This window comes from Embleya sp. NPDC055664 (assembly GCF_053618075.1).
In genome coordinates this window covers 1-16,402 of record NZ_JBSHGZ010000008.1, presented here as the reverse complement: position 1 = coordinate 16,402, position 16,402 = coordinate 1, and the positions used below count along the sequence as shown (strand labels likewise).

18 protein-coding genes are annotated in these 16,402 nt (G+C 70.5%); 7 read left to right on the top strand and 11 right to left on the bottom strand.

The genetic code is table 11. From position 1 onward, the window contains the following. Window positions 1-67: 67 nt before the first annotated feature. Window positions 68-1,459, bottom strand: a complete 1,392-nt coding sequence (locus ACWGR4_RS16175; RefSeq protein WP_452129933.1) for a hypothetical protein — start codon at window positions 1,457-1,459, stop codon at window positions 68-70. Further along, window positions 1,456-1,779: a PadR family transcriptional regulator gene (locus ACWGR4_RS16170; protein ID WP_078975830.1), complete on the bottom strand. Its 324-nt coding sequence runs from the start codon at window positions 1,777-1,779 to the stop codon at window positions 1,456-1,458. The genes ACWGR4_RS16175 and ACWGR4_RS16170 overlap by 4 nt, the downstream gene beginning before the upstream one ends. Window positions 1,780-1,928: 149 nt before the next feature. Between ACWGR4_RS16170 and ACWGR4_RS16165 the strand changes: the two genes are divergently transcribed. Continuing rightward, window positions 1,929-2,453 (top strand): SigE family RNA polymerase sigma factor, encoded by a 525-nt coding sequence (locus ACWGR4_RS16165; RefSeq protein ID WP_380014235.1) that lies wholly within the window; start codon window positions 1,929-1,931, stop codon window positions 2,451-2,453. Further along, window positions 2,450-3,622 (top strand): hypothetical protein, encoded by a 1,173-nt coding sequence (locus ACWGR4_RS16160; protein WP_452129932.1) that lies wholly within the window; start codon window positions 2,450-2,452, stop codon window positions 3,620-3,622. Before ACWGR4_RS16165 ends, ACWGR4_RS16160 begins: the two co-directional genes overlap by 4 nt. A gap of 62 nt (window positions 3,623-3,684) precedes the next feature. On the opposite strand, the gene add is transcribed toward ACWGR4_RS16160, so the two are convergent. Further along, window positions 3,685-4,701 carry an adenosine deaminase gene (add, locus tag ACWGR4_RS16155; RefSeq protein ID WP_452129931.1) on the bottom strand — a complete coding sequence of 339 codons (1,017 nt, stop codon included), beginning with the start codon at window positions 4,699-4,701 and terminating at the stop codon, window positions 3,685-3,687. A gap of 207 nt (window positions 4,702-4,908) precedes the next feature. Between add and ACWGR4_RS16150 the strand changes: the two genes are divergently transcribed. Then, on the top strand, window positions 4,909-5,259 hold the full coding sequence (locus ACWGR4_RS16150; RefSeq protein WP_452129930.1) for a hypothetical protein: 351 nt from the start codon (window positions 4,909-4,911) through the stop codon (window positions 5,257-5,259). Between the two features lie 256 nt (window positions 5,260-5,515). Here ACWGR4_RS16150 and ACWGR4_RS16145 read toward each other — a convergent pair whose 3' ends face one another. Both ACWGR4_RS16145 and ACWGR4_RS16140 read right to left on the bottom strand, forming a co-directional pair. Beyond that, window positions 5,516-5,800 (bottom strand): hypothetical protein, encoded by a 285-nt coding sequence (locus tag ACWGR4_RS16145; protein ID WP_452129929.1) that lies wholly within the window; start codon window positions 5,798-5,800, stop codon window positions 5,516-5,518. A gap of 164 nt (window positions 5,801-5,964) precedes the next feature. Next, on the bottom strand, window positions 5,965-6,360 hold the full coding sequence (locus ACWGR4_RS16140; RefSeq protein WP_452129928.1) for a hypothetical protein: 396 nt from the start codon (window positions 6,358-6,360) through the stop codon (window positions 5,965-5,967). A 130-nt stretch (window positions 6,361-6,490) separates the two neighbouring features. On the opposite strand from ACWGR4_RS16140, the gene ACWGR4_RS16135 reads away from it, so the two are divergent. Together ACWGR4_RS16135 and ACWGR4_RS16130 are read left to right on the top strand one after the other, a co-directional pair. Continuing rightward, a complete protein-coding gene (locus tag ACWGR4_RS16135; protein ID WP_452129927.1) occupies window positions 6,491-7,324 on the top strand; it encodes a helix-turn-helix domain-containing protein in 834 nt (277 codons plus the stop codon). Beyond that, entirely contained in the window at window positions 7,321-7,515 is a 195-nt protein-coding gene (locus ACWGR4_RS16130) for a DUF397 domain-containing protein (protein ID WP_452129926.1), read from the top strand. Before ACWGR4_RS16135 ends, ACWGR4_RS16130 begins: the two co-directional genes overlap by 4 nt. Window positions 7,516-7,568: 53 nt before the next feature. On the opposite strand, the gene ACWGR4_RS16125 is transcribed toward ACWGR4_RS16130, so the two are convergent. The 5 genes from ACWGR4_RS16125 to ACWGR4_RS16105 all read right to left on the bottom strand — a co-directional run bounded on the left by ACWGR4_RS16125 (window position 7,569) and on the right by ACWGR4_RS16105 (window position 13,540). Continuing rightward, a complete protein-coding gene (locus ACWGR4_RS16125) occupies window positions 7,569-8,879 on the bottom strand; it encodes a geranylgeranyl reductase family protein (protein WP_380014205.1) in 1,311 nt (436 codons plus the stop codon). Window positions 8,880-8,974: 95 nt separating this feature from the next. Then, entirely contained in the window at window positions 8,975-9,676 is a 702-nt protein-coding gene (locus tag ACWGR4_RS16120) for a demethylmenaquinone methyltransferase (protein WP_380014202.1), read from the bottom strand. A gap of 435 nt (window positions 9,677-10,111) precedes the next feature. Beyond that, window positions 10,112-11,356: an amidohydrolase family protein gene (locus ACWGR4_RS16115; RefSeq protein ID WP_452129925.1), complete on the bottom strand. Its 1,245-nt coding sequence runs from the start codon at window positions 11,354-11,356 to the stop codon at window positions 10,112-10,114. Window positions 11,357-11,379: 23 nt separating this feature from the next. Next, the gene (mqnC, locus tag ACWGR4_RS16110) at window positions 11,380-12,585 is read right to left on the bottom strand and encodes a cyclic dehypoxanthinyl futalosine synthase (RefSeq protein ID WP_380014196.1); all 1,206 of its coding nucleotides are present in this window, start codon (window positions 12,583-12,585) and stop codon (window positions 11,380-11,382) included. Window positions 12,586-12,655: 70 nt separating this feature from the next. Continuing rightward, window positions 12,656-13,540: a menaquinone biosynthetic enzyme MqnA/MqnD family protein gene (locus ACWGR4_RS16105; protein ID WP_380014193.1), complete on the bottom strand. Its 885-nt coding sequence runs from the start codon at window positions 13,538-13,540 to the stop codon at window positions 12,656-12,658. A 176-nt stretch (window positions 13,541-13,716) separates the two neighbouring features. Between ACWGR4_RS16105 and ACWGR4_RS16100 the strand changes: the two genes are divergently transcribed. Next, window positions 13,717-14,772 (top strand): hypothetical protein, encoded by a 1,056-nt coding sequence (locus ACWGR4_RS16100; RefSeq protein WP_380014190.1) that lies wholly within the window; start codon window positions 13,717-13,719, stop codon window positions 14,770-14,772. 69 nt (window positions 14,773-14,841) lie between these two features. Here the strand turns inward: ACWGR4_RS16100 and ACWGR4_RS16095 are convergent, their stop codons facing one another. Continuing rightward, window positions 14,842-15,342: an Asp23/Gls24 family envelope stress response protein gene (locus ACWGR4_RS16095; protein ID WP_380014187.1), complete on the bottom strand. Its 501-nt coding sequence runs from the start codon at window positions 15,340-15,342 to the stop codon at window positions 14,842-14,844. A 243-nt stretch (window positions 15,343-15,585) separates the two neighbouring features. Here ACWGR4_RS16095 and ACWGR4_RS16090 point away from each other — a divergent pair, with 243 nt between their 5' ends. Then, on the top strand, window positions 15,586-16,356 hold the full coding sequence (locus ACWGR4_RS16090) for an SDR family NAD(P)-dependent oxidoreductase (protein ID WP_078975844.1): 771 nt from the start codon (window positions 15,586-15,588) through the stop codon (window positions 16,354-16,356). Window positions 16,357-16,402 lie beyond the last annotated feature (46 nt).

Here is a 16,402-nt window from a genome sequence, read left to right as displayed (position 1 = left end):
GGCGTTCGTCGGACACCGGGCGATCCCGGCGTCCGACGAACGAGCTTGGACCAACCTCCCGGCCCCTTCAACTCCCGGACTCACCACGCGGGTTGCCCGGGACCTGCGCCTCGCCCTCGGGGCGCGTCGCGGGTGCACCCGGGGACGCGGCCGGGGGTTGCTGCTGCTGCGCGGTACCGGGAGCCGTGCCCGGGGCGCTACCGGGAGCAGCCCCCGGCGCGGTGCCCGGCGGCGTACTCGGCACCGTGGCGGGCGGGTTGCCCGGCAGCCCCGCCGACGGCGGCGTACTCGCCGGCGGCACCTGGCCCGGCCGGACCGGGATCGCGATCGTGAACGGGGCCGTGCCCTCCACGATCCGGCACCCCCGCCCGTCCAGGTTCGGCTCGACCCGGGGCTGGGGGAAGGGCAGTGCCTCCCGGTTCGGCACCATCGGACGGCCGTCGGGCGTGCACGCGTAGTTCGAGAGCCCGCTGTACAAACCGAGTTGCCTACCGTTCTGGTCGAACAGCAGAACGTCCTTGAGTGGCCTTCCCTGTGCGTCGAACGGGTAGATGTTCTGCAGCGGCCTACCGTCCAACGTGCCCATCAGCCTGCTGCTGTCCAACGGGCGGCCGTCCGAACTGTCGTAGTACATAGGGTGATTCGATCCGGCGTACTCCACCCGCACGGTTTCGCCCGGCTCGAACTGTCCCCCGCTCACCATGCCGATCCCGAGCCCGACCACCATCGCGTTGAGCGGCACCGCCAGCCAGACCAGTCGGCGGTCGTTTCCCGAGCGCGCGCCCAGCCACAACGACCCGGCCAGGGCCAGGATGCCGACCGCCACCGGCCACCACACCCCGCCCACGATCACCCAGGCGAGCAGGGACACGACCAGCGCCCGCACCACCCACCAGGCGGACCGCAGACCGGCCAGGAACCGCACCGGCTCGGCGAAGCGCCCGGTGCGCAAGGACTCCCCGAGGGCCCTCGCGCGGCGGGTGACCGACAGTGCGGCGACCTCCGGCAGGCCGCGCTCGCGCCCGCGCAGCCACAGCGCATTCACCGCCTCCACAACCAGTGCGAGCACGCACGGAAAGATCCACCAGCGCTCCTGCGCGTCCCGGTGCGAGCCCAGTGCGATACCCGTCACGAACGCCGATCCGAGCGCCAACAGCAGTCCCAGTAGCAGGAGTTCGACCTTGCCGACGCCGCGCAACCGACCGCCGTCGCCGGTCGGCGTCAGCGGCGGATACCCGGCCGCCGCGCGCAGTTCGGCGGCGTACTCGTGCGGGGTGCCGAGTCGGGTGCGGAGCGCGTCGGAGGTCACCGCGCCGTCGAGCTCGGCGACCACCTCGCTCAGGTTGACCTCGACGTCGTCCAGGATCTCCTCCGCCTCGACGGCGGGCAGATCGGCCAGAATGCGGGCCACCTCGACGCGGTAGTCAGCGGCGACGGGGTGCAGTGCGGTGTCCTTCATCGGGTCTCCCCCACCAGTTCCGACATCGTCCGGGCGAACGAGTTCCACGTGTCGGTGGACTCCCGGAACCGCTGCCGGCCGGGCTCGTTCAGGGCGTAGTACTTGCGGTTCGGGCCTTCGTCGCTCGCCACCACGTAGGACGTGAGGAGTCCGGCGTTGTACAGCCGCCGCAGCGTGCCGTAGACCGACGCGTCGCCGACGTCGTCGAGACCGGCCTTGCGCAGCCGGCGCAGCACGTCGTAGCCGTAGCCGTCCTCTTCACGCAGCACGGCGAGTACCGCGAGGTCCAGCACTCCCTTGAGCAGCTGACTCGGATCCATGACACCTCCAGCTCTTATGCGTTGCACGGTACCACGCAATGCACAGTAGTGGACGGGACCGATCCCGGCCGTCGCACAACAGATCGGCTCGACTTCGCGTTTGTAGAGGCAGAGGCCTTCGGCGGGACCCGATCGAGGAGACGTGCACGATGCGGTTCGAGGAGTTCGCGGCGGCGCGGCTGCCGGCCCTGTTGCGCTATGCCGCGTTGTTGTGCGGGGACCGGGAGTTGGCCCGCGACCTCGTCCAGGAGGCGCTGACCAAGGCGTTCGTGCGGTGGAAACGCATCGGCGGCCTGGATCGGCCCGACGCCTACGTCCGCACCATCGTCACCAACGAGTTCCTGTCCCTGCGCCGACGACGGGCGGTGCGCACGGTGGCGCTGACCCAGGACGCGCTCGACCACTTCGAGGCGGGCGGCGTGCCCGACCCCGCCGGCGACGTGGACACCGGCGAGGACCTGTGGCGCCGGCTGGGCCGACTGCCCCGTCGGCAGCGCGCCGTCCTGGTCCTGCGCTACTACGAGGGCCTCACCGACGACGAGATCGCCGAGACCCTGGACTGCCGGGCCGGCACCGTCCGGGGCTACGCGTCCCGAGCCCTGGCCACGCTGCGCGTGGAGATGGCCGTCGAAACGACCCGCATCCCGTCGATTCCGCAGGGAGAACCGGCATGACCGACATCCGAGACCTCAAGGCGGCGCTGGCCCGGCACGAACACCTGGCCCCACCGCCCGACGGCCTGATCGAGGGGGCATACCTCGGCGCCCGACGCGTGCGTCGACGACGGTTGACCGCGAGCGGGCTGGCCGTGGTCACGGTGATCGCGCTCGGCGCGGTCGGCCCCGGGCTCCTCGACCGCCTCGACGACGACGGGCCGGGCCGGGTGGCCGCCCCCGCGGCGACCAAGCCGCCGGCCGCCCCCGTGGCCAAGCCGCCGGCCGTGACCATCGACGTCGACCGGAGCGACGGCTTCTTCCCCCTGGAGCAGGGCTTCTCCGGGACCACCGCGCTGGCCACCATCCGCACGAACAACGTCACCCGCACCGGCGCCGGCGGCGATGTCGGCGTCTACGCACCGGCGGACGTCGACACGGCGGCGATCGAGGCGGGCGAGGCGGTCACCGTGCAGGGACACCCGGCCCGCTATGTCGAGAACTACCTGATCGATCCGGCCGCCTACCATCAGGGCCCGGAGAACATCACCGCGCCCAAACCGGGCGGCCCCGACGAGAACGGGAAGATCGGGTTCCTGCAGCCGAAGGACACGCGAGCGCCGGTGGTCGCGTGGCGCGATGCCTCCGGATCCTGGGTGATCGTCTCCGGCACGAACAAACGCACCGAGCTGCTGCGGGTGGCCGACGCGGTCCGACTCCGGCCCACCGGCGTCACCACCCCCTACCGCCTCAACTACGTGCCGGACACGCTCCGGCTCGACTACGGCGGCTCGTCGACCTACACGCCGAGCGAGTCCAACTCGGTCCTCGTCTTCGGCGCCGCCGCGAATCCCGTGCTGAAGCGGAGCGACCTGCTGGGCCTGACCGAGGTGGGCGCGCTGCGCATCCAACTCATGGCATCGGACAGCGGCCGGCTGGACATCGTCTCCGAGACCGGCCCGCCTACGGTGCTCGGGGGATACGACACCTGGTACTTCACCAAGCCGGGCGCGGGCCTGAATCCGCCGAAGGGAGGCGCGATCCTCGTCGCCAAGGTGAACGAATGCGAGACGCTGATCACCGTCCAGGACAACAACCTCGTGCCGTATCCGGTATTGCGGAAGATGTTCGAGACGGCGAGCTTCACCACCTGCGCCGCGCCGGACACGTGGGTCGCCCCGCTGTCCTGACCACACCCCGTCGGTAGACCGAACTCCCGTGCCCGTCACGGGAGTTCGGCCCATGCCCGGACTCAGCCGGCCGCCGCCACCCACGCGTCCAGCTCGGCGATGTACGCGTCCTTGACGTCCTCCGGCAACCACGCGATGGCGAACGCGTTGTATTCGAACCGGGCCACCTCCGCCTCGGTAAGGCCGAGGTCCGCCTGGGTGCGCTCCAGGTTCTCCTGTACGTACGCGTCCATGTAGGCGGGGTCGTCGGAGTTGATCGTGACCAGGATGCCCTCGTCCAGCATGCGCCGGATCTCCGCGCCCTTGATCCCGTCCACCACGAAGGAGTTCGACACCGGACACACCGTCAGTCCGAGGCCGCGCTCCTTGATCGCGGCGACCAGCTTCGGGTCCTCCAGCGCGTTCGACCCGTGGTCGATGCGGTCCACGCCGATGTCCTCGATGGCCTGCCGGATGTGCTCGACGCTGTTCTCCTGGTCGACGTCGCAGTGCATCGTCAACCGGTAGCCCTCGGCCCGTGCCCGCGCGTAGACGGCGGCGAACTTGGCCGGCGGGTTGCCGCGCTCGTCCGAATCCAGCCCGATCCCCACGATCCACTCGCGGTACGCCAGCGACTGCACGAGCGTGGCCATCGCGTACTCGGCCTGGAAGTCGCGCAGGAAGCACATGATCAGCTGGGCCCGAATGCCCAGTTCGCGCCGCGCGTCCCCGATCGCCCGGGTGAGCCCGCGCACCACCACGTCGAACGGCACACCCCGGCCGGTGTGCGCCTGGGGGTCGAAGAACATCTCCACATAACGCACGTTCTGCGAGGCGGCCTTGCGCAGGTAGGCCATCGCCAGGTCGTAGAAGTCCGGCTCGTGCAGCAGGACCCGCATGCCGTCGTAGTAGACGGTCAGGAAGGAGGCGAGACTGTCGAACCGGTACGTCGCCCGCATCTCCTCGACCGAGGCGTACGGCAACTCGATCCCGTTGCGCTCGGCGAGCGCGAACTTCAACTCGGGCTCCAACGTCCCCTCGATGTGCAGATGCAACTCGCACTTCGGCAGCCCGCCGATGAAGTCCCGCATGTCACGCATGAACCGACCCTCCGACTCGAACACCCACTCGCCCGACAAACGCCAACCGTATGCCCAGGGGCGGCCCGGACCCCGCACCCGGCCCGCCGCGTCGCCGGAACCCGACCGCCGCTCTCTTGCATGGCCGATTCCACCTGCCCCTTCACGGAACGACCCGACCGGACGCACACTGTAAGTAGTCAAGTCATGACACACCGAAGGAAGTCCATGGACGAGCAACCCGAAGACGGGCCGGAGCCCGACGGACGGACCTTTTGGACCGTGGTCGACGGCGAACGGATCGAGACGCCGGCCACGATCGCGAGCATCCGCGAAGCCCTTCCGGCCGATCAGCGCGACGAGTTCACCAGGGTGGTCGAGGACACGCCCGCGCGGGACATGCTCCTGATCATGAACCGCTGGTCGCGCCGAACGCGACCGGAAATCGACGAGGCCACCGAGCGCGAGCACGACCGCGTGGAGGCGATCACCAGGGAGGCGGGCGACCGCGTCATCATGGGGGAGGATCCGAGTGTCGTACAGGCTGAGGTACTCGCACGACTGCGAGACGGTACGTAGCCAACTCACGACGTCGCAGCGCGGCGACCTGGACAGGGGCATGGCCCGCGTATGTCTGGACCCGTACGGGTGCGGCTCATCGCAGACCTGGCACAAAGACCGGCGAGAGGTGACGTGCGGATCGGTGGTGGTCGGATACCAGGTATCGAATGACGTCCTCTTGGTCACCGTGGTCCGCATCTACGGAACCTGAGCACGCGCGAGGCGGCCCTGTACTCGCGACACACGAGGGAATCGGGGCTCACACGGCCCGGGGTCAGCGGCGGTAGCAGCCGTAGACGCGTGGGGCTCGGGCGCCGGGAGGGATCGGGAACGGGACGGATTTGGCGGGTGGCGCTCCGTCGGTCGGGTACCAGATGGCGTCGTCCGGCTCCACGGCGGCGATGTCGGCGGTCCACGCGGGGCGGGCCGGGTCGAAGGGCTGGACGCGCACCCGGGCGGTGGCCGCGTCGATGTGCTCGATCACGCCGGGCGGGTGGGTCGGTCGCAGACGGGCGTCCCGGTGCTTGACCTTTTGGCCGATCTCGGCGACGTCGGGCATGGCGGGGAGCCCCTTTCATGGGCGGGGTGGATGGGGAACGCATCGCTTCGTGGCCGACCGGCGCGGGGAGCGCTCCGCGCCGGTCGGCTTCGCCCGGCCGCCTCGGGAGGCGTCGGGTGACGGGGCCGCACCGCCGGCCAGGCCAGTGGGGGCGGTGCGGCCGATCAGGGGGTGGGCGGTCGGCTGGGGTGCGTGTCGTCGGGCGGCATGCGCCACATGATCGACGCGTCGCGGAACAGGTGTTGCGCCTTGGTTCGACACGGCTCGTCCACGAGGGGTTGGGCCGCCACGATCCGGCCGGGCCGAGCCGCCTCCGGCTTCGCCGGCTCGGGCTTGGTGGGCATGGGCGAACCGGCTTCGTCGTCCACCACTTCGAGGTGCGCGAGCGGAATTGTGTAGGTCGTCTGGGAGTTGGCGGTGAGCGCCACGACGTAGCCGCCGGCCACGCGGTAAAGCGTTCCCACATACCGACTCCGGGCATCCCGCACCCGCACCTCGCCGCCCGCCATCCGAAGCCGCAACTCGGCTTCGGTGAGCGGTTGTTGTCTCGTCACGGTCATGGGCACGCCTCTTGCCTTTCGTTGCCGTCAGTCGTTTTTCGGCCACTCCCTGACAGCATCGGCCGGCGTCCCTAACCTTTGGAGTGACCTCCCGTTGCGAGCTCAATTGGAACAAATCGGGGGAACATAAGTGCGATTCCAGGAACATCCAAGCAACCCGACCGAGGGGTCGCCTCGGCAGCGCCTGGCTGCGCAAATCAGGGAACATCGTTCACGAGCAGGGCTGTCGGTGACGGAACTGGCCGACATCGTGGGCTACAGCAAGTCGTCCATGTCGAGATTCGAGACGGGCAACAGCCCTGTGCCCGAAGAACTGTGCCCCAAGCTCGACGCGGCGTTCGGCACAAATGGCCTGTTCACCTCGCTGTTCGAGATGCTACGCAATGTGCGTTTCCCTGATCAGTACTTGGAGTACATGGGTCTGGAGCGCAGAGCCGAAGCGTTGCGTGAGTGGGCAGGCTTCCGGATTCCCGGTCTTCTGCAAACCCCGGAATACGCGCGAACGGTCTTTCGGGAAGCCCACCGAGGAGCAACCGACGAAGCGATCGAGGCCCTGGTGGATGCTCGAATCGGCAGGCGCGCGATATTCGACCGATCTCCACGCCCACACTTCGCGGTGATCCTCGACGAATCGGTCCTACGACGATGGGTTGGTGGACCGGCTGTGATGGCTGCTCAACTTGTCGCACTCCTGCCGATGATGGACAACGGCCACGGCACTCTTCAGGTCTTGCCGTTCCGCCGCGGCGAACAGAGCCTGAGCGACGCGACGCAGATCGTCATCGAGCTGCAAGACAGTACGTCGCTCATCTACGTGGAAGGCAACGCCAGCGGTCAGATCCTTGAGGATCCGGACGCCGTACTTGCACGACGCCGGGCCTACGATCGGGTGAGCGCCTACGCCCTGTCCCCCAGGGAGTCGGCCATTCTGATTCGTGCGGTGATCAAGGAGTACGAGGAATGACAACCCCCGACCTGCACACCGTTGCTTGGCGCAAGTCGAGTCACAGCAATGATGACGGAGGTGCCTGCGTCGAGGTGGTCGACAATCTCCCGGGGATCGTCCCCGTCCGCGACTCCAAGGACCCCGGCGTCGGCCACCTGATCATCGGCGCGGCCTCGTGGACCGCGCTCACCGCCTCGTTGCGCGCCTGAGTGCAACGGTGAGCCCCGCCCGCCCGACCTCGGGCCGGCGGGGCCTCGCCCAGCTACGCGGCCGGGGCGATCCGGGCCATGCCGTTGATGATGCGGTCCATCGCGTCGCCGCCCCTGGGGTCGGTCAGGTTGGCCAACATCTTCAGCACGAACTTCATCAGCATCGGGTGCGGCAAACCGTGCTTGGTGGCGAAGTTCATCACCCTCGGGTCGCCGATCAGCTTCACGAAGACCCGGCCGAGCGTGTAGTAGCCGCCGTAGGTCTGCTTGAGGATGCGCGGGTAGTCGTGCAGCGCGCGCTCGCGGCCCTCGGGGGTGAGGCGGGCCACCGCCTGGGTGATCACCTGGGCCGCGATCTCGCCGGACTCCATCGCGTACGCGATGCCCTCGCCGTTGAACGGGTTGACCATCCCGCCCGCGTCGCCGACCAGCAACAGGCCCTTGGTGTAGTGCGGTTGGCGGTTGAAGCCCATCGGCAGCGCCGCGCCGCGGATCGGGCCCTGCTGGTTCTCGTCGGTGTAGCCCCAGTCCTCGGGCATGCCCGAGACCCAGCCCTTGAGCAGGTCGCGGTAGTCGATGTCCTTGAACGCCGCCGAGGTGTTGAGCAGGCCCAGGCCCACGTTCGAGGTGCCGTCGCCCATGCCGAACACCCAGCCGTAGCCGGGCAGCAGCTTCTCCTGGCCGTCGCGGCGGTCCCACAATTCCAGCCACGACTCCAGGTAGTCGTCGTCGCTGCGCGGGGAGGTGAAGTAGGTGCGGACCGCGACGCCCATCGGGCGGTCCTCGCGCCGGTGCAGGCCCATCGCGAGGGAGAGCCGGGTCGAGTTGCCGTCGGCGGCGACCACGATCGGCGCGCGGAAGACGGTCTCCTCCTTCGAGCCGTTCATCCGCGCGTTGACCCCGACGATGCGGCCGGTGCGCTCGTCCAGGATCGGGCCGGTGACGTTGGCGCGCTCGTACAGCTTCGCGCCCGCGGCCGCCGCCTGGCGGGCCAGGATCTCGTCGAAGTCGGCCCGCTTGCGGACCAGCCCGTGCGCCGGGAAGCTGGCCAGGTCCGGCCAGTCCAGTTCGAGCCGCATGCCGCCGCCGAGGATGCGCAGGCCCTTGTTGGGCAGCCACCCGGCCTCGACCGAGGTGTCCACGCCCATCGCGATCAACTGCTTGACCGCGCGCGGGGTGAGCCCGTCGCCGCAGACCTTCTCCCGCGGGAACGCGGTCTTCTCCAGCAGGATCACGCTCACGCCGGACTTGGCCAGGTGATACGCCGTGGTCGATCCGGCCGGACCGGCCCCGACCACGATGACGTCGGCCTCATGCGTCGAGTCGGCGCGCTTGGTGGTTGTGACGGGCGCTGCGTCGGTCACGGACGACTCCCCTGGAAGTCTCTGCGGCAGTGCCGAAACCGGGACGGTTCCGGCCGGACAAGTCTATGAGCAGCGGGCCGGGGACCGGCCCGTGGTCATCCGGTGGCGGGTCGAAAGCCCCGGTGCAGCGCGACCACGCCGCCGGTGAGGTTGCGCCACGCCGCCCGCTCCCAGCCGGCCCGGCGCACGATCGCGGCCAGTCCGGCCTGGTCGGGCCAGGCGCGGATGGACTCGGCCAGATAGACGTACGCGTCCGGGTTGCTGCTCACGGCGGTGGCCACCGACGGCAGCGCGCGCATCAGGTACTCCACGTAGACCGTCTCGAACGCGGGCCACGTGGGCCGGCTGAACTCGCAGACCACCAGGCGCCCGCCCGGCCGGGTCACCCGCAACATCTCGCGCAGCGCACCCTCTGTGTCGTTGACGTTGCGCAGCCCGAAGGAGATGGTCACCGCGTCGAACGTGGCGTCCCGGAACGGCAGCCGGGTCGCGTCGCCCGCGGTGAACGGCAGTTCGGGGTGGCGGCGCTTGCCCTCGCGCAGCATGCCCACGGAGAAGTCGCACGGGACCACGTCCGCGCCCGCGTCCCGGAAGGGCAGCGAGGAGGTGCCGGTGCCGGCCGCCAAGTCGAGTACGCGCTCACCCGGGCGCGCGTCCACGGCCCGCGCGACGGCTTTGCGCCAGGACCGGTCCTGGCCCATCGACAGCACGGTGTTGGTCAGGTCGTAGCGCGCCGCGACCGCGTCGAACATCGACGCGACTTCACGCGGTTGTTTGTCCAGGGAGGCTCGGGTCACCCGGCCATCATCTCGCGGCCGGGGCCGTGCCCGGGTCAGGGGGCGGGCAACGCACCGGGCGGGTCGCGTGGAGCGTGCGACCCGCCCGGTGGACTCGTGTCGGCGTGCGGCGTTCAGCGACGCGCGGCACGGCCACCGGCACGGCGCCGGCCGACCTTGACCCCGCCGCCGAGCCGGCCGATGCGCACGCCGACACCGACGCCGCCGCCGCGACCGCGACCGGTGCGGCGGCGCCTGCGGTGCGGGGTCACGGCATGGACGAGGGACCGGATTCGCGTACCAACGGACATGGTGTGCCTCCTCGTTCCGCACGGGCGGCGCCCGCGTCGGAAGTGGTCGGGAAACCCTGTCTTGTCGACCGGGCGCCTGCCCCGGGTTCGGCCGGTCATGCCTGATCGCGCCCCGAACGATCCCGCGCCGCCGCTCGGGCCGCCGTCAGCGGCGGTGCACGAGCCGGCCGCCGAGCACGGTGGCCACGCACGAGCCGGTGCCGTGGGCGAGCAGGGCCGCGTACGGGTCGCCCTCCGTCGGCACGTCGAACACCGCGAGGTCGGCGAGGCCGCCCGGGCGCAGCGTGCCCGCCCCGTCCAGGCCGCCCATCGCCGCCGCGCCGCCGACCGTGACCGCCTCGACCAGGCGCCGGTCCAGGTCGTCCGCGCGGTATCCCTGGCGCACCGCGACCTCGCGGGCCGCCGCCGCCTCCTCCCACATGTCCAGGGACGGCGAGGAGGCCAGCGAGTCGGTGCCCAGAGCCAGCGGCGAGCCCTCACGCAGGTAGTCCGCCACCGGCGCCTCGCCCGCCGCCAGGATCGCGTTGGAGCGCACGCACAGGGCGACGGCCGTACCGTGCCCGCGCAGCAGCGCCCGGTCCTGTGCCCCCAAGTGCACGCCGTGCGCGACGTGCACATCCGGCCCGAGCCCGGCGAAGCCGTCCAGGTAGGTCGCGGGGCTGCCGCCGCTGCCGCCGTCGAGCAGCTCCAGGGCCATCCCCGTCGCGCGGTTCGCCTCCGCGAACCGGCCGGTGCCGTGCCGGACGAACTCCACCTCGTGCGAGGTCTCCGCAAGGTGCGGGTGCAGCCGCAGTCCGCGCTCGCGGGCGATCTTCACGCACTCCGCGAACACGGCCGTCCCGACCGTGAAGGGGGTGTGCGGCGACACGCCCAACGTGCGCCCGCCGCTCGCCCCGCGCAGTGTGTCGAGGAATGCCTCGCGGCGCCCGCCCGCCCACATCGCGTCGTCCGCGATCACCTCGACATAGCTGATCCCGCGCAGGCCCGACCGGCCCACCGGCACCAGTACGCACGGATCGGTGACCACATCCGCCGCCGCCGTGGTCCCCGAGCGCAACATGTGGTGCACCCCGCGGCGGGCACTCTCCTGCCACATCACCTCGGAGAAGTCGGCCCGCCGCTCGATCAGCACCCGGATCCAGTCCGGGAACGCCAGCCCGGACAACGCGAGATCGCCGAAGTCGGTGTACTGGAGGTGCGCGTGCGCGTTCACCAGCCCCGGGGTGAGCACTCCGCGCCAGACCCGCTCCCGCGCCCCCTCCGCGACCAACTCGGCCCGCGGCCCCACCGCGACGACGCGCTCGTCCTCCACGAGCACGGCACCGTCGCGAATGGGCTCCGCGTCGACCATCGACAGGACAACGGGCGCAACATGCAACGTCAACGACATGCGCCCATCCTGCCAAGCCGGGTTCAGCGCGCGTCGACCACCTTCAGCTGTGTGCGAGGCGGCTCGGGGCGGGCGGTGCCGCCGGGGATGGCGGTGGAGGACAGGTGGGAGATCACCTTGTCGTCGACCGGGTCGTTCGCCGGGTCGTCGTGCACGATCAGGTGGTTGTACGTGGTGTCGCGCTGCGCGGGGACACGCCCGGCGGCGCGGATCAGGTGCAGCAGCTCCATCCGGTTCGAGCGGTGCTTGGCGCCGGCGGAGGAGACCACGTTCTCCTCCAGCATGACCGAGCCCAGGTCGTCCGCGCCGTAGTGCAGGGTCAGCTGGCCGGCCTCCTTGCCCGTGGTCAGCCACGAGCCCTGGATGTGCGCGACGTTGTGCAGGAACAGCCGGGCGACCGCGATCAGGCGCAGGTATTCGAGCAGGGTGGCCTGGGTGCGTCCCTTCAGGTGATTGTTCTCCGGCTGGTAGGTGTACGGGATGAAGGCCCGGAAGCCGCCGGTGCGGTCCTGCACGTCGCGGATCATCCGCAGGTGCTCGATCCGCTCGGCGTTGGTCTCGCCGGTGCCCATCAGCATCGTCGAGGTGGACTCGACGCCCAGGCCGTGCGCGGTCTCCATGATCTCCAGCCAGCGCTCGCCCGACTCCTTGAGCGGGGCGATCGCGGTGCGCGGGCGCTCCGGGAGCAGTTCGGCGCCGGCGCCCGCGAACGAGTCGAGCCCCGCCGCGTGGATCCGCGAGATGGCCTCCTCGATGCCCACCCCGGACACCTTGGCCATGTGCGCGACCTCGGACGCGCCGAGCGAGTGGATCACCAGCTGCGGGAACTCGGCCTTGATCGCTGCGAACGAGCGCTCGTAGTACTCGACGCCGAAGTCGGGGTGGTGCCCGCCCTGGAACATGATCTGGGTGCCGCCGAGTTCGACCGTCTCCGCGCACCGGCGCAGGATGTCGTCGATCTCCCGGACCCAGCCCTTCTCGCTCTTGGGCGGGGCGTAGAAGGCACAGAACTTGCACGCGGTGACGCACACGTTCGTGTAGTTGATGTTGCGCTCGATGATGTACGTCGCGATGTCGACGGTGTCCGCGTAGCGCTTGCGGCGGGCGGCGTCGGCGGCTCGACCCAGCGCGTGCAGCGGCGCGTGGACGTACAGCGCGAGTGCCTCTTCGGGCGTGATCCGCCCACCGTCGGCGGCCCGGTCCAGGACCGGCTGGAGATCGCTGATCACGGGGAAGCCTCCGCATGGAACGAATACGAGTGGAACGACTGCGACTCGCGAACGAGCCTATCCGGCGCGCTCACGAAGCCTGCGGGGCGTCGAGCAGCCGCACCCGGACGTCCGCCGGATACCCGGTGTCGTGCGAGGTACGGCGGGCGAACTCGGCGAGCCCGGCCAGGTGGCGCGCGCCCAGCGAGTAGTCGAGCGCTTCGGTGTAGTAGCGCTCCAGCGTGGCCGCGTCGAACGCCTCCCACCGGGCCACGTGCTCGCAGACCTTGTCCACCTCGCGCATGCACAGGTCGCGCGACTCCAGGAAGGCCCGGTGCACCTCGCGCACCTCGGCGGGATGCGCGGCCAGGAAGTCGCGGCGCGCGGCCCACACCGCGAATACGAACGGCAGCCCGGTCCACTGCTTCCACTCCTCGGCCAGGTCGTAGACCTTCAGGCCCAGGCGCGGCGCGTCGTAGAGCGTCGCGCGCAACGCGACGTCGCCGATCACCACGGCGGCGTCCGCCTCCTGCATCATCAGGCCCAGGTCGGGCGCCGAGGTGAAGAACTTCGGCCGTACGCCGTACCTCTCCTCCAGGAGCAGCCGGGCCAGCCGGACCCCCGTGCGGCTCTGCGAGCCCAGCGCGACCCGGGAGCCGTCCAGTTCCTCGATCGGCACCTGGCTGATCAGCATGACCGACATCACGGGCCCGTCGGCGGCCACCGCGATGTCCGGGAGCACCACGAGGTCGTCCGCGTGCCGCAGGTATTCGACGACGCTGATCGGCGCGATGTCGAGGTCGCCGCGCACCAAGGCGTCGTTGAGGTTGTCCGGAGTGTCCTTGGTGAGCTCCAGATCCACCAGCGTGCCCGTGCGGGCCAGGCCCCAGTAGATGGGCAGGCAGTTCAGGTACTGGATATGGCCCACCCGGGGTCGCCGGCGGCCGGCTTGCGGTGCGTTGTCCACACTGTCCATCCCCGCAGGCTATGCCCGGCTCCGCGGATCACCGGTATCGACCCGGTCGGGACCCGCGGTGTCACCGAACAGGCACAAGAGCGGACATGCGGCAGTGGCAGCGGGAAGCGAGTGAGACCCTTCCGGAACCGGGCCGAACCGCACGGCGGTCCGCCGACTACGACGGAGGAAGCGCGATGCACTCGTCCCCGGGCTCGTATCCGGGCCAGGGTGGCGGCTACCCGCCCCCGCCCCCGCCCTACGCGGCCACACCGGCGCCACCGCCGTACGACCCGGGTGGTGCGTACCGCCCCGGCGGCCCGGGCGCGCCCGGCGGCCACGGCGCGCCGCCGCGACCGCAACCCGCCCGACCCGCGTTCGGCGCACTGCGCGGCACCGTCGCCGGGATCAGCCTGGTGCTGGCCGTGCTGTTGTCGATCCCGGCCCTGTCGGCGCTGTGGTTGCGCTGGGAGGTGGTCTCCGACCAGGGGTTCACCGACAACGCGGTCGAGCTGATCGACGAGTCGGCGATCCGCAGCGAGGTCGCGCGGCTGATGACCGACGAGGTGATGCGGCAACTGCCGCCCGGGGTCCGCAATCAGGTGCCGCGCCAAGTGGTGCAGACGGCGGTGACCGAGGAGATCGCCAAGCCGACGTTCAAGGCGGTCTGGAAGGACGGCGTCTCCACGGCGCACGACGTGGTGTTGTCCTCGCTCCTGGGCCGGGACAGCAAGAACGTCCAGACCAAGGGCGACGACGTCGTGGTCAACCTCAAGAGCCCGCTGGACGCGATCGTGGGCCAGTTGAACAAGGCCGGGATCCCGGTCTCCAAGGCGGGTCTGCCGACCACCATCGCGATCGACCTCGCGCAACTGCCGCACGCCTCCGACGCGAAGCAGGGTCGGGACGCGCTCCGGGCGGTGGACGACGCGGGTCGGTGGTTGCCGATCCTGACCCTCGTACTTCTTGTGATCGGCCTGGCGGTCGCGGTCAACCGGTTCCGCGCGCTGGTGATGACCGGCGTCGGGTTGTTCGTCACCAGCGGCCTGCTGCTGATCCTGGTCGCCACCGCGAGCGGTCCGGTCGCCGACGAGCTGGCCGCCCGCAACACGCTGAACCGGGACGGCATCGAGGCCGTCTACGGCGTGTTCACCGACTCGCTGAACACGATGTCGTGGTCGGTGTTCGCGGCCTCGGTCGTGATGGTCATGGTGGGCGCCGTCGGGCTGAGCATGCGCGGTCGGCGGCGCTGACCGCGCCGCGTCGAGGCGGCGAGGGCGGGACCGGGGCGATCCCCGGCCCGCCCTCGCCGCGTTTCCGGCTCAGGCCAGGTTGCGTGTGGAGCCCTCGTCGTCGTCCTGTTCGATGTGGATGTCGTCCACGGAGATGTCCACCTCGACCACCTCCAGGCCGGTCATCCGCTCGATCGACTCGATCACGTGGTCGCGCACCGCCGCGGCGACCTCGGCGATCGGCGCGCCGTATTCGACGACCAGGCTCAGGTCGACCGCACACTGCTTCTCGCCGACCTCGACACTGACCCCGCGCGCGACGTCGGGACGACCGCCCGGGACCGCCTTGCGCATCGCGGCGAAGGCCCGGGAGACTCCGCTGCCCAGGGCGTACACCCCCGGGATCTCGCGCGCCGCAAGCCCGGCGACCTTCGCCACCACGCCGTCCGCGATCGAGGTACGGCCGCGGTCGGTGGCCAGCGCGGTCACCTCCGTCATGTGCGAGGCGCCGGAGGCTCCGGTCGACGGGCGCGCGACGCGCTCCGGGCTCGTGCTGCTCTGGGTCGCCGGGCGGGCGGGTGCGTCTGCCATGACTGGAACCTCGTCTTTCGCCGCGTTCGTGAGAGGTGGGGGCTCCCCTCACACAGGTGTGACCCCTTCCCGGTCGGTTCCTCACGCAATCCGGGCGAATTAATCCGATCGGCCGTTCGTCGTTCCTGTCGAGCGACAGGAACATGTTTCATTTCACTCCCGGCCAACCGTTCAGGAGGCTTGCTCCCGCATCGGGAACCGCCTGTGATGGGACCCCTGCATCCCGGCCAAGGAGGAAACACTGTGGAGCGGTTCCAGGATCGGCGCATCATCGTCACCGGCGGCGGCTCGGGCATCGGCCAGGCCACGGTGCTGCGGCTGCTGAGCGAGGCGGGTTCCGTGCACGCGGTCGACGTCAACGCCGACGGGCTGGACAAGACCCGCGCGATGGCGGCGGAGAAGGGCCTCGACGCCAGGCTGACCACCGGCGTGCTGGACGTGTCGGACGAGGCCGCGGTCGGCACCGGCGTGGCCGAGACCGTCGAGCGGTTCGGCGGTCTGGACGTGCTGGTCAACGCCGCGGGCATCCTGCGGGCGGGGCACACCCACACCTTCCCGCTGGACAAGTGGAACCAGATCATCACGATCAACCTGACCGGCACGTTCCTGATGACCCGCGCCGCGCTGCCCGCGCTGCTCGAAACCGGCAACGGTGTGGTGATCAACTTCAGCTCGACCTCGGCGAGCTTCGCGCACCCCTACATGGCGGCCTACGCGGCCAGCAAGGGCGCGATCGACGCGTTCACCCACGCGATCGCCCTGGAGTACAGCCGCCAGGGGCTGCGCGCGGTCAACGTCGCGCCCGGCAGCATCTCCAGCGGCATCGTCGACGACACCCCGAACCAGGTTCCGGAGGACGCCGACTGGGAGCTGTTCGGCAAGCTGATGCCGATCATCGGCGACGGCATGGCCCACCCGGACGTGATCGCCGGCATGATCGCCGCGCTCGCCTCCGACGACGGCAAGTTCGTCACCGGCACGTCGCTGCGCATCGACGGCGGCACGCACGCCTGAGCGGGACTCGGTCCCGGGTGCCGCGCGGGTCGACGCGACCCGCGCG

Coding starts and splice junctions, on each gene's coding strand:
- ACWGR4_RS16145 (WP_452129929.1), bottom strand. CDS start 5,800: ATGCCCGACGTCGCCGAGATCGGCCAAAAGGTCAAGCACCGGGACGCC.
- ACWGR4_RS16105 (WP_380014193.1), bottom strand. CDS start 13,540: ATGGACAGTGTGGACAACGCACCGCAAGCCGGCCGCCGGCGACCCCGG.
- ACWGR4_RS16140 (WP_452129928.1), bottom strand. CDS start 6,360: ATGACCGTGACGAGACAACAACCGCTCACCGAAGCCGAGTTGCGGCTT.
- add (WP_452129931.1), bottom strand. CDS start 4,701: ATGCGTGACATGCGGGACTTCATCGGCGGGCTGCCGAAGTGCGAGTTG.
- ACWGR4_RS16115 (WP_452129925.1), bottom strand. CDS start 11,356: ATGTCGTTGACGTTGCATGTTGCGCCCGTTGTCCTGTCGATGGTCGAC.
- ACWGR4_RS16095 (WP_380014187.1), bottom strand. CDS start 15,342: ATGGCAGACGCACCCGCCCGCCCGGCGACCCAGAGCAGCACGAGCCCG.
- ACWGR4_RS16150 (WP_452129930.1), top strand. CDS start 4,909: ATGGACGAGCAACCCGAAGACGGGCCGGAGCCCGACGGACGGACCTTT.
- ACWGR4_RS16170 (WP_078975830.1), bottom strand. CDS start 1,779: ATGGATCCGAGTCAGCTGCTCAAGGGAGTGCTGGACCTCGCGGTACTC.
- ACWGR4_RS16165 (WP_380014235.1), top strand. CDS start 1,929: ATGCGGTTCGAGGAGTTCGCGGCGGCGCGGCTGCCGGCCCTGTTGCGC.
- ACWGR4_RS16100 (WP_380014190.1), top strand. CDS start 13,717: ATGCACTCGTCCCCGGGCTCGTATCCGGGCCAGGGTGGCGGCTACCCG.
- ACWGR4_RS16130 (WP_452129926.1), top strand. CDS start 7,321: ATGACAACCCCCGACCTGCACACCGTTGCTTGGCGCAAGTCGAGTCAC.
- ACWGR4_RS16160 (WP_452129932.1), top strand. CDS start 2,450: ATGACCGACATCCGAGACCTCAAGGCGGCGCTGGCCCGGCACGAACAC.
- ACWGR4_RS16175 (WP_452129933.1), bottom strand. CDS start 1,459: ATGAAGGACACCGCACTGCACCCCGTCGCCGCTGACTACCGCGTCGAG.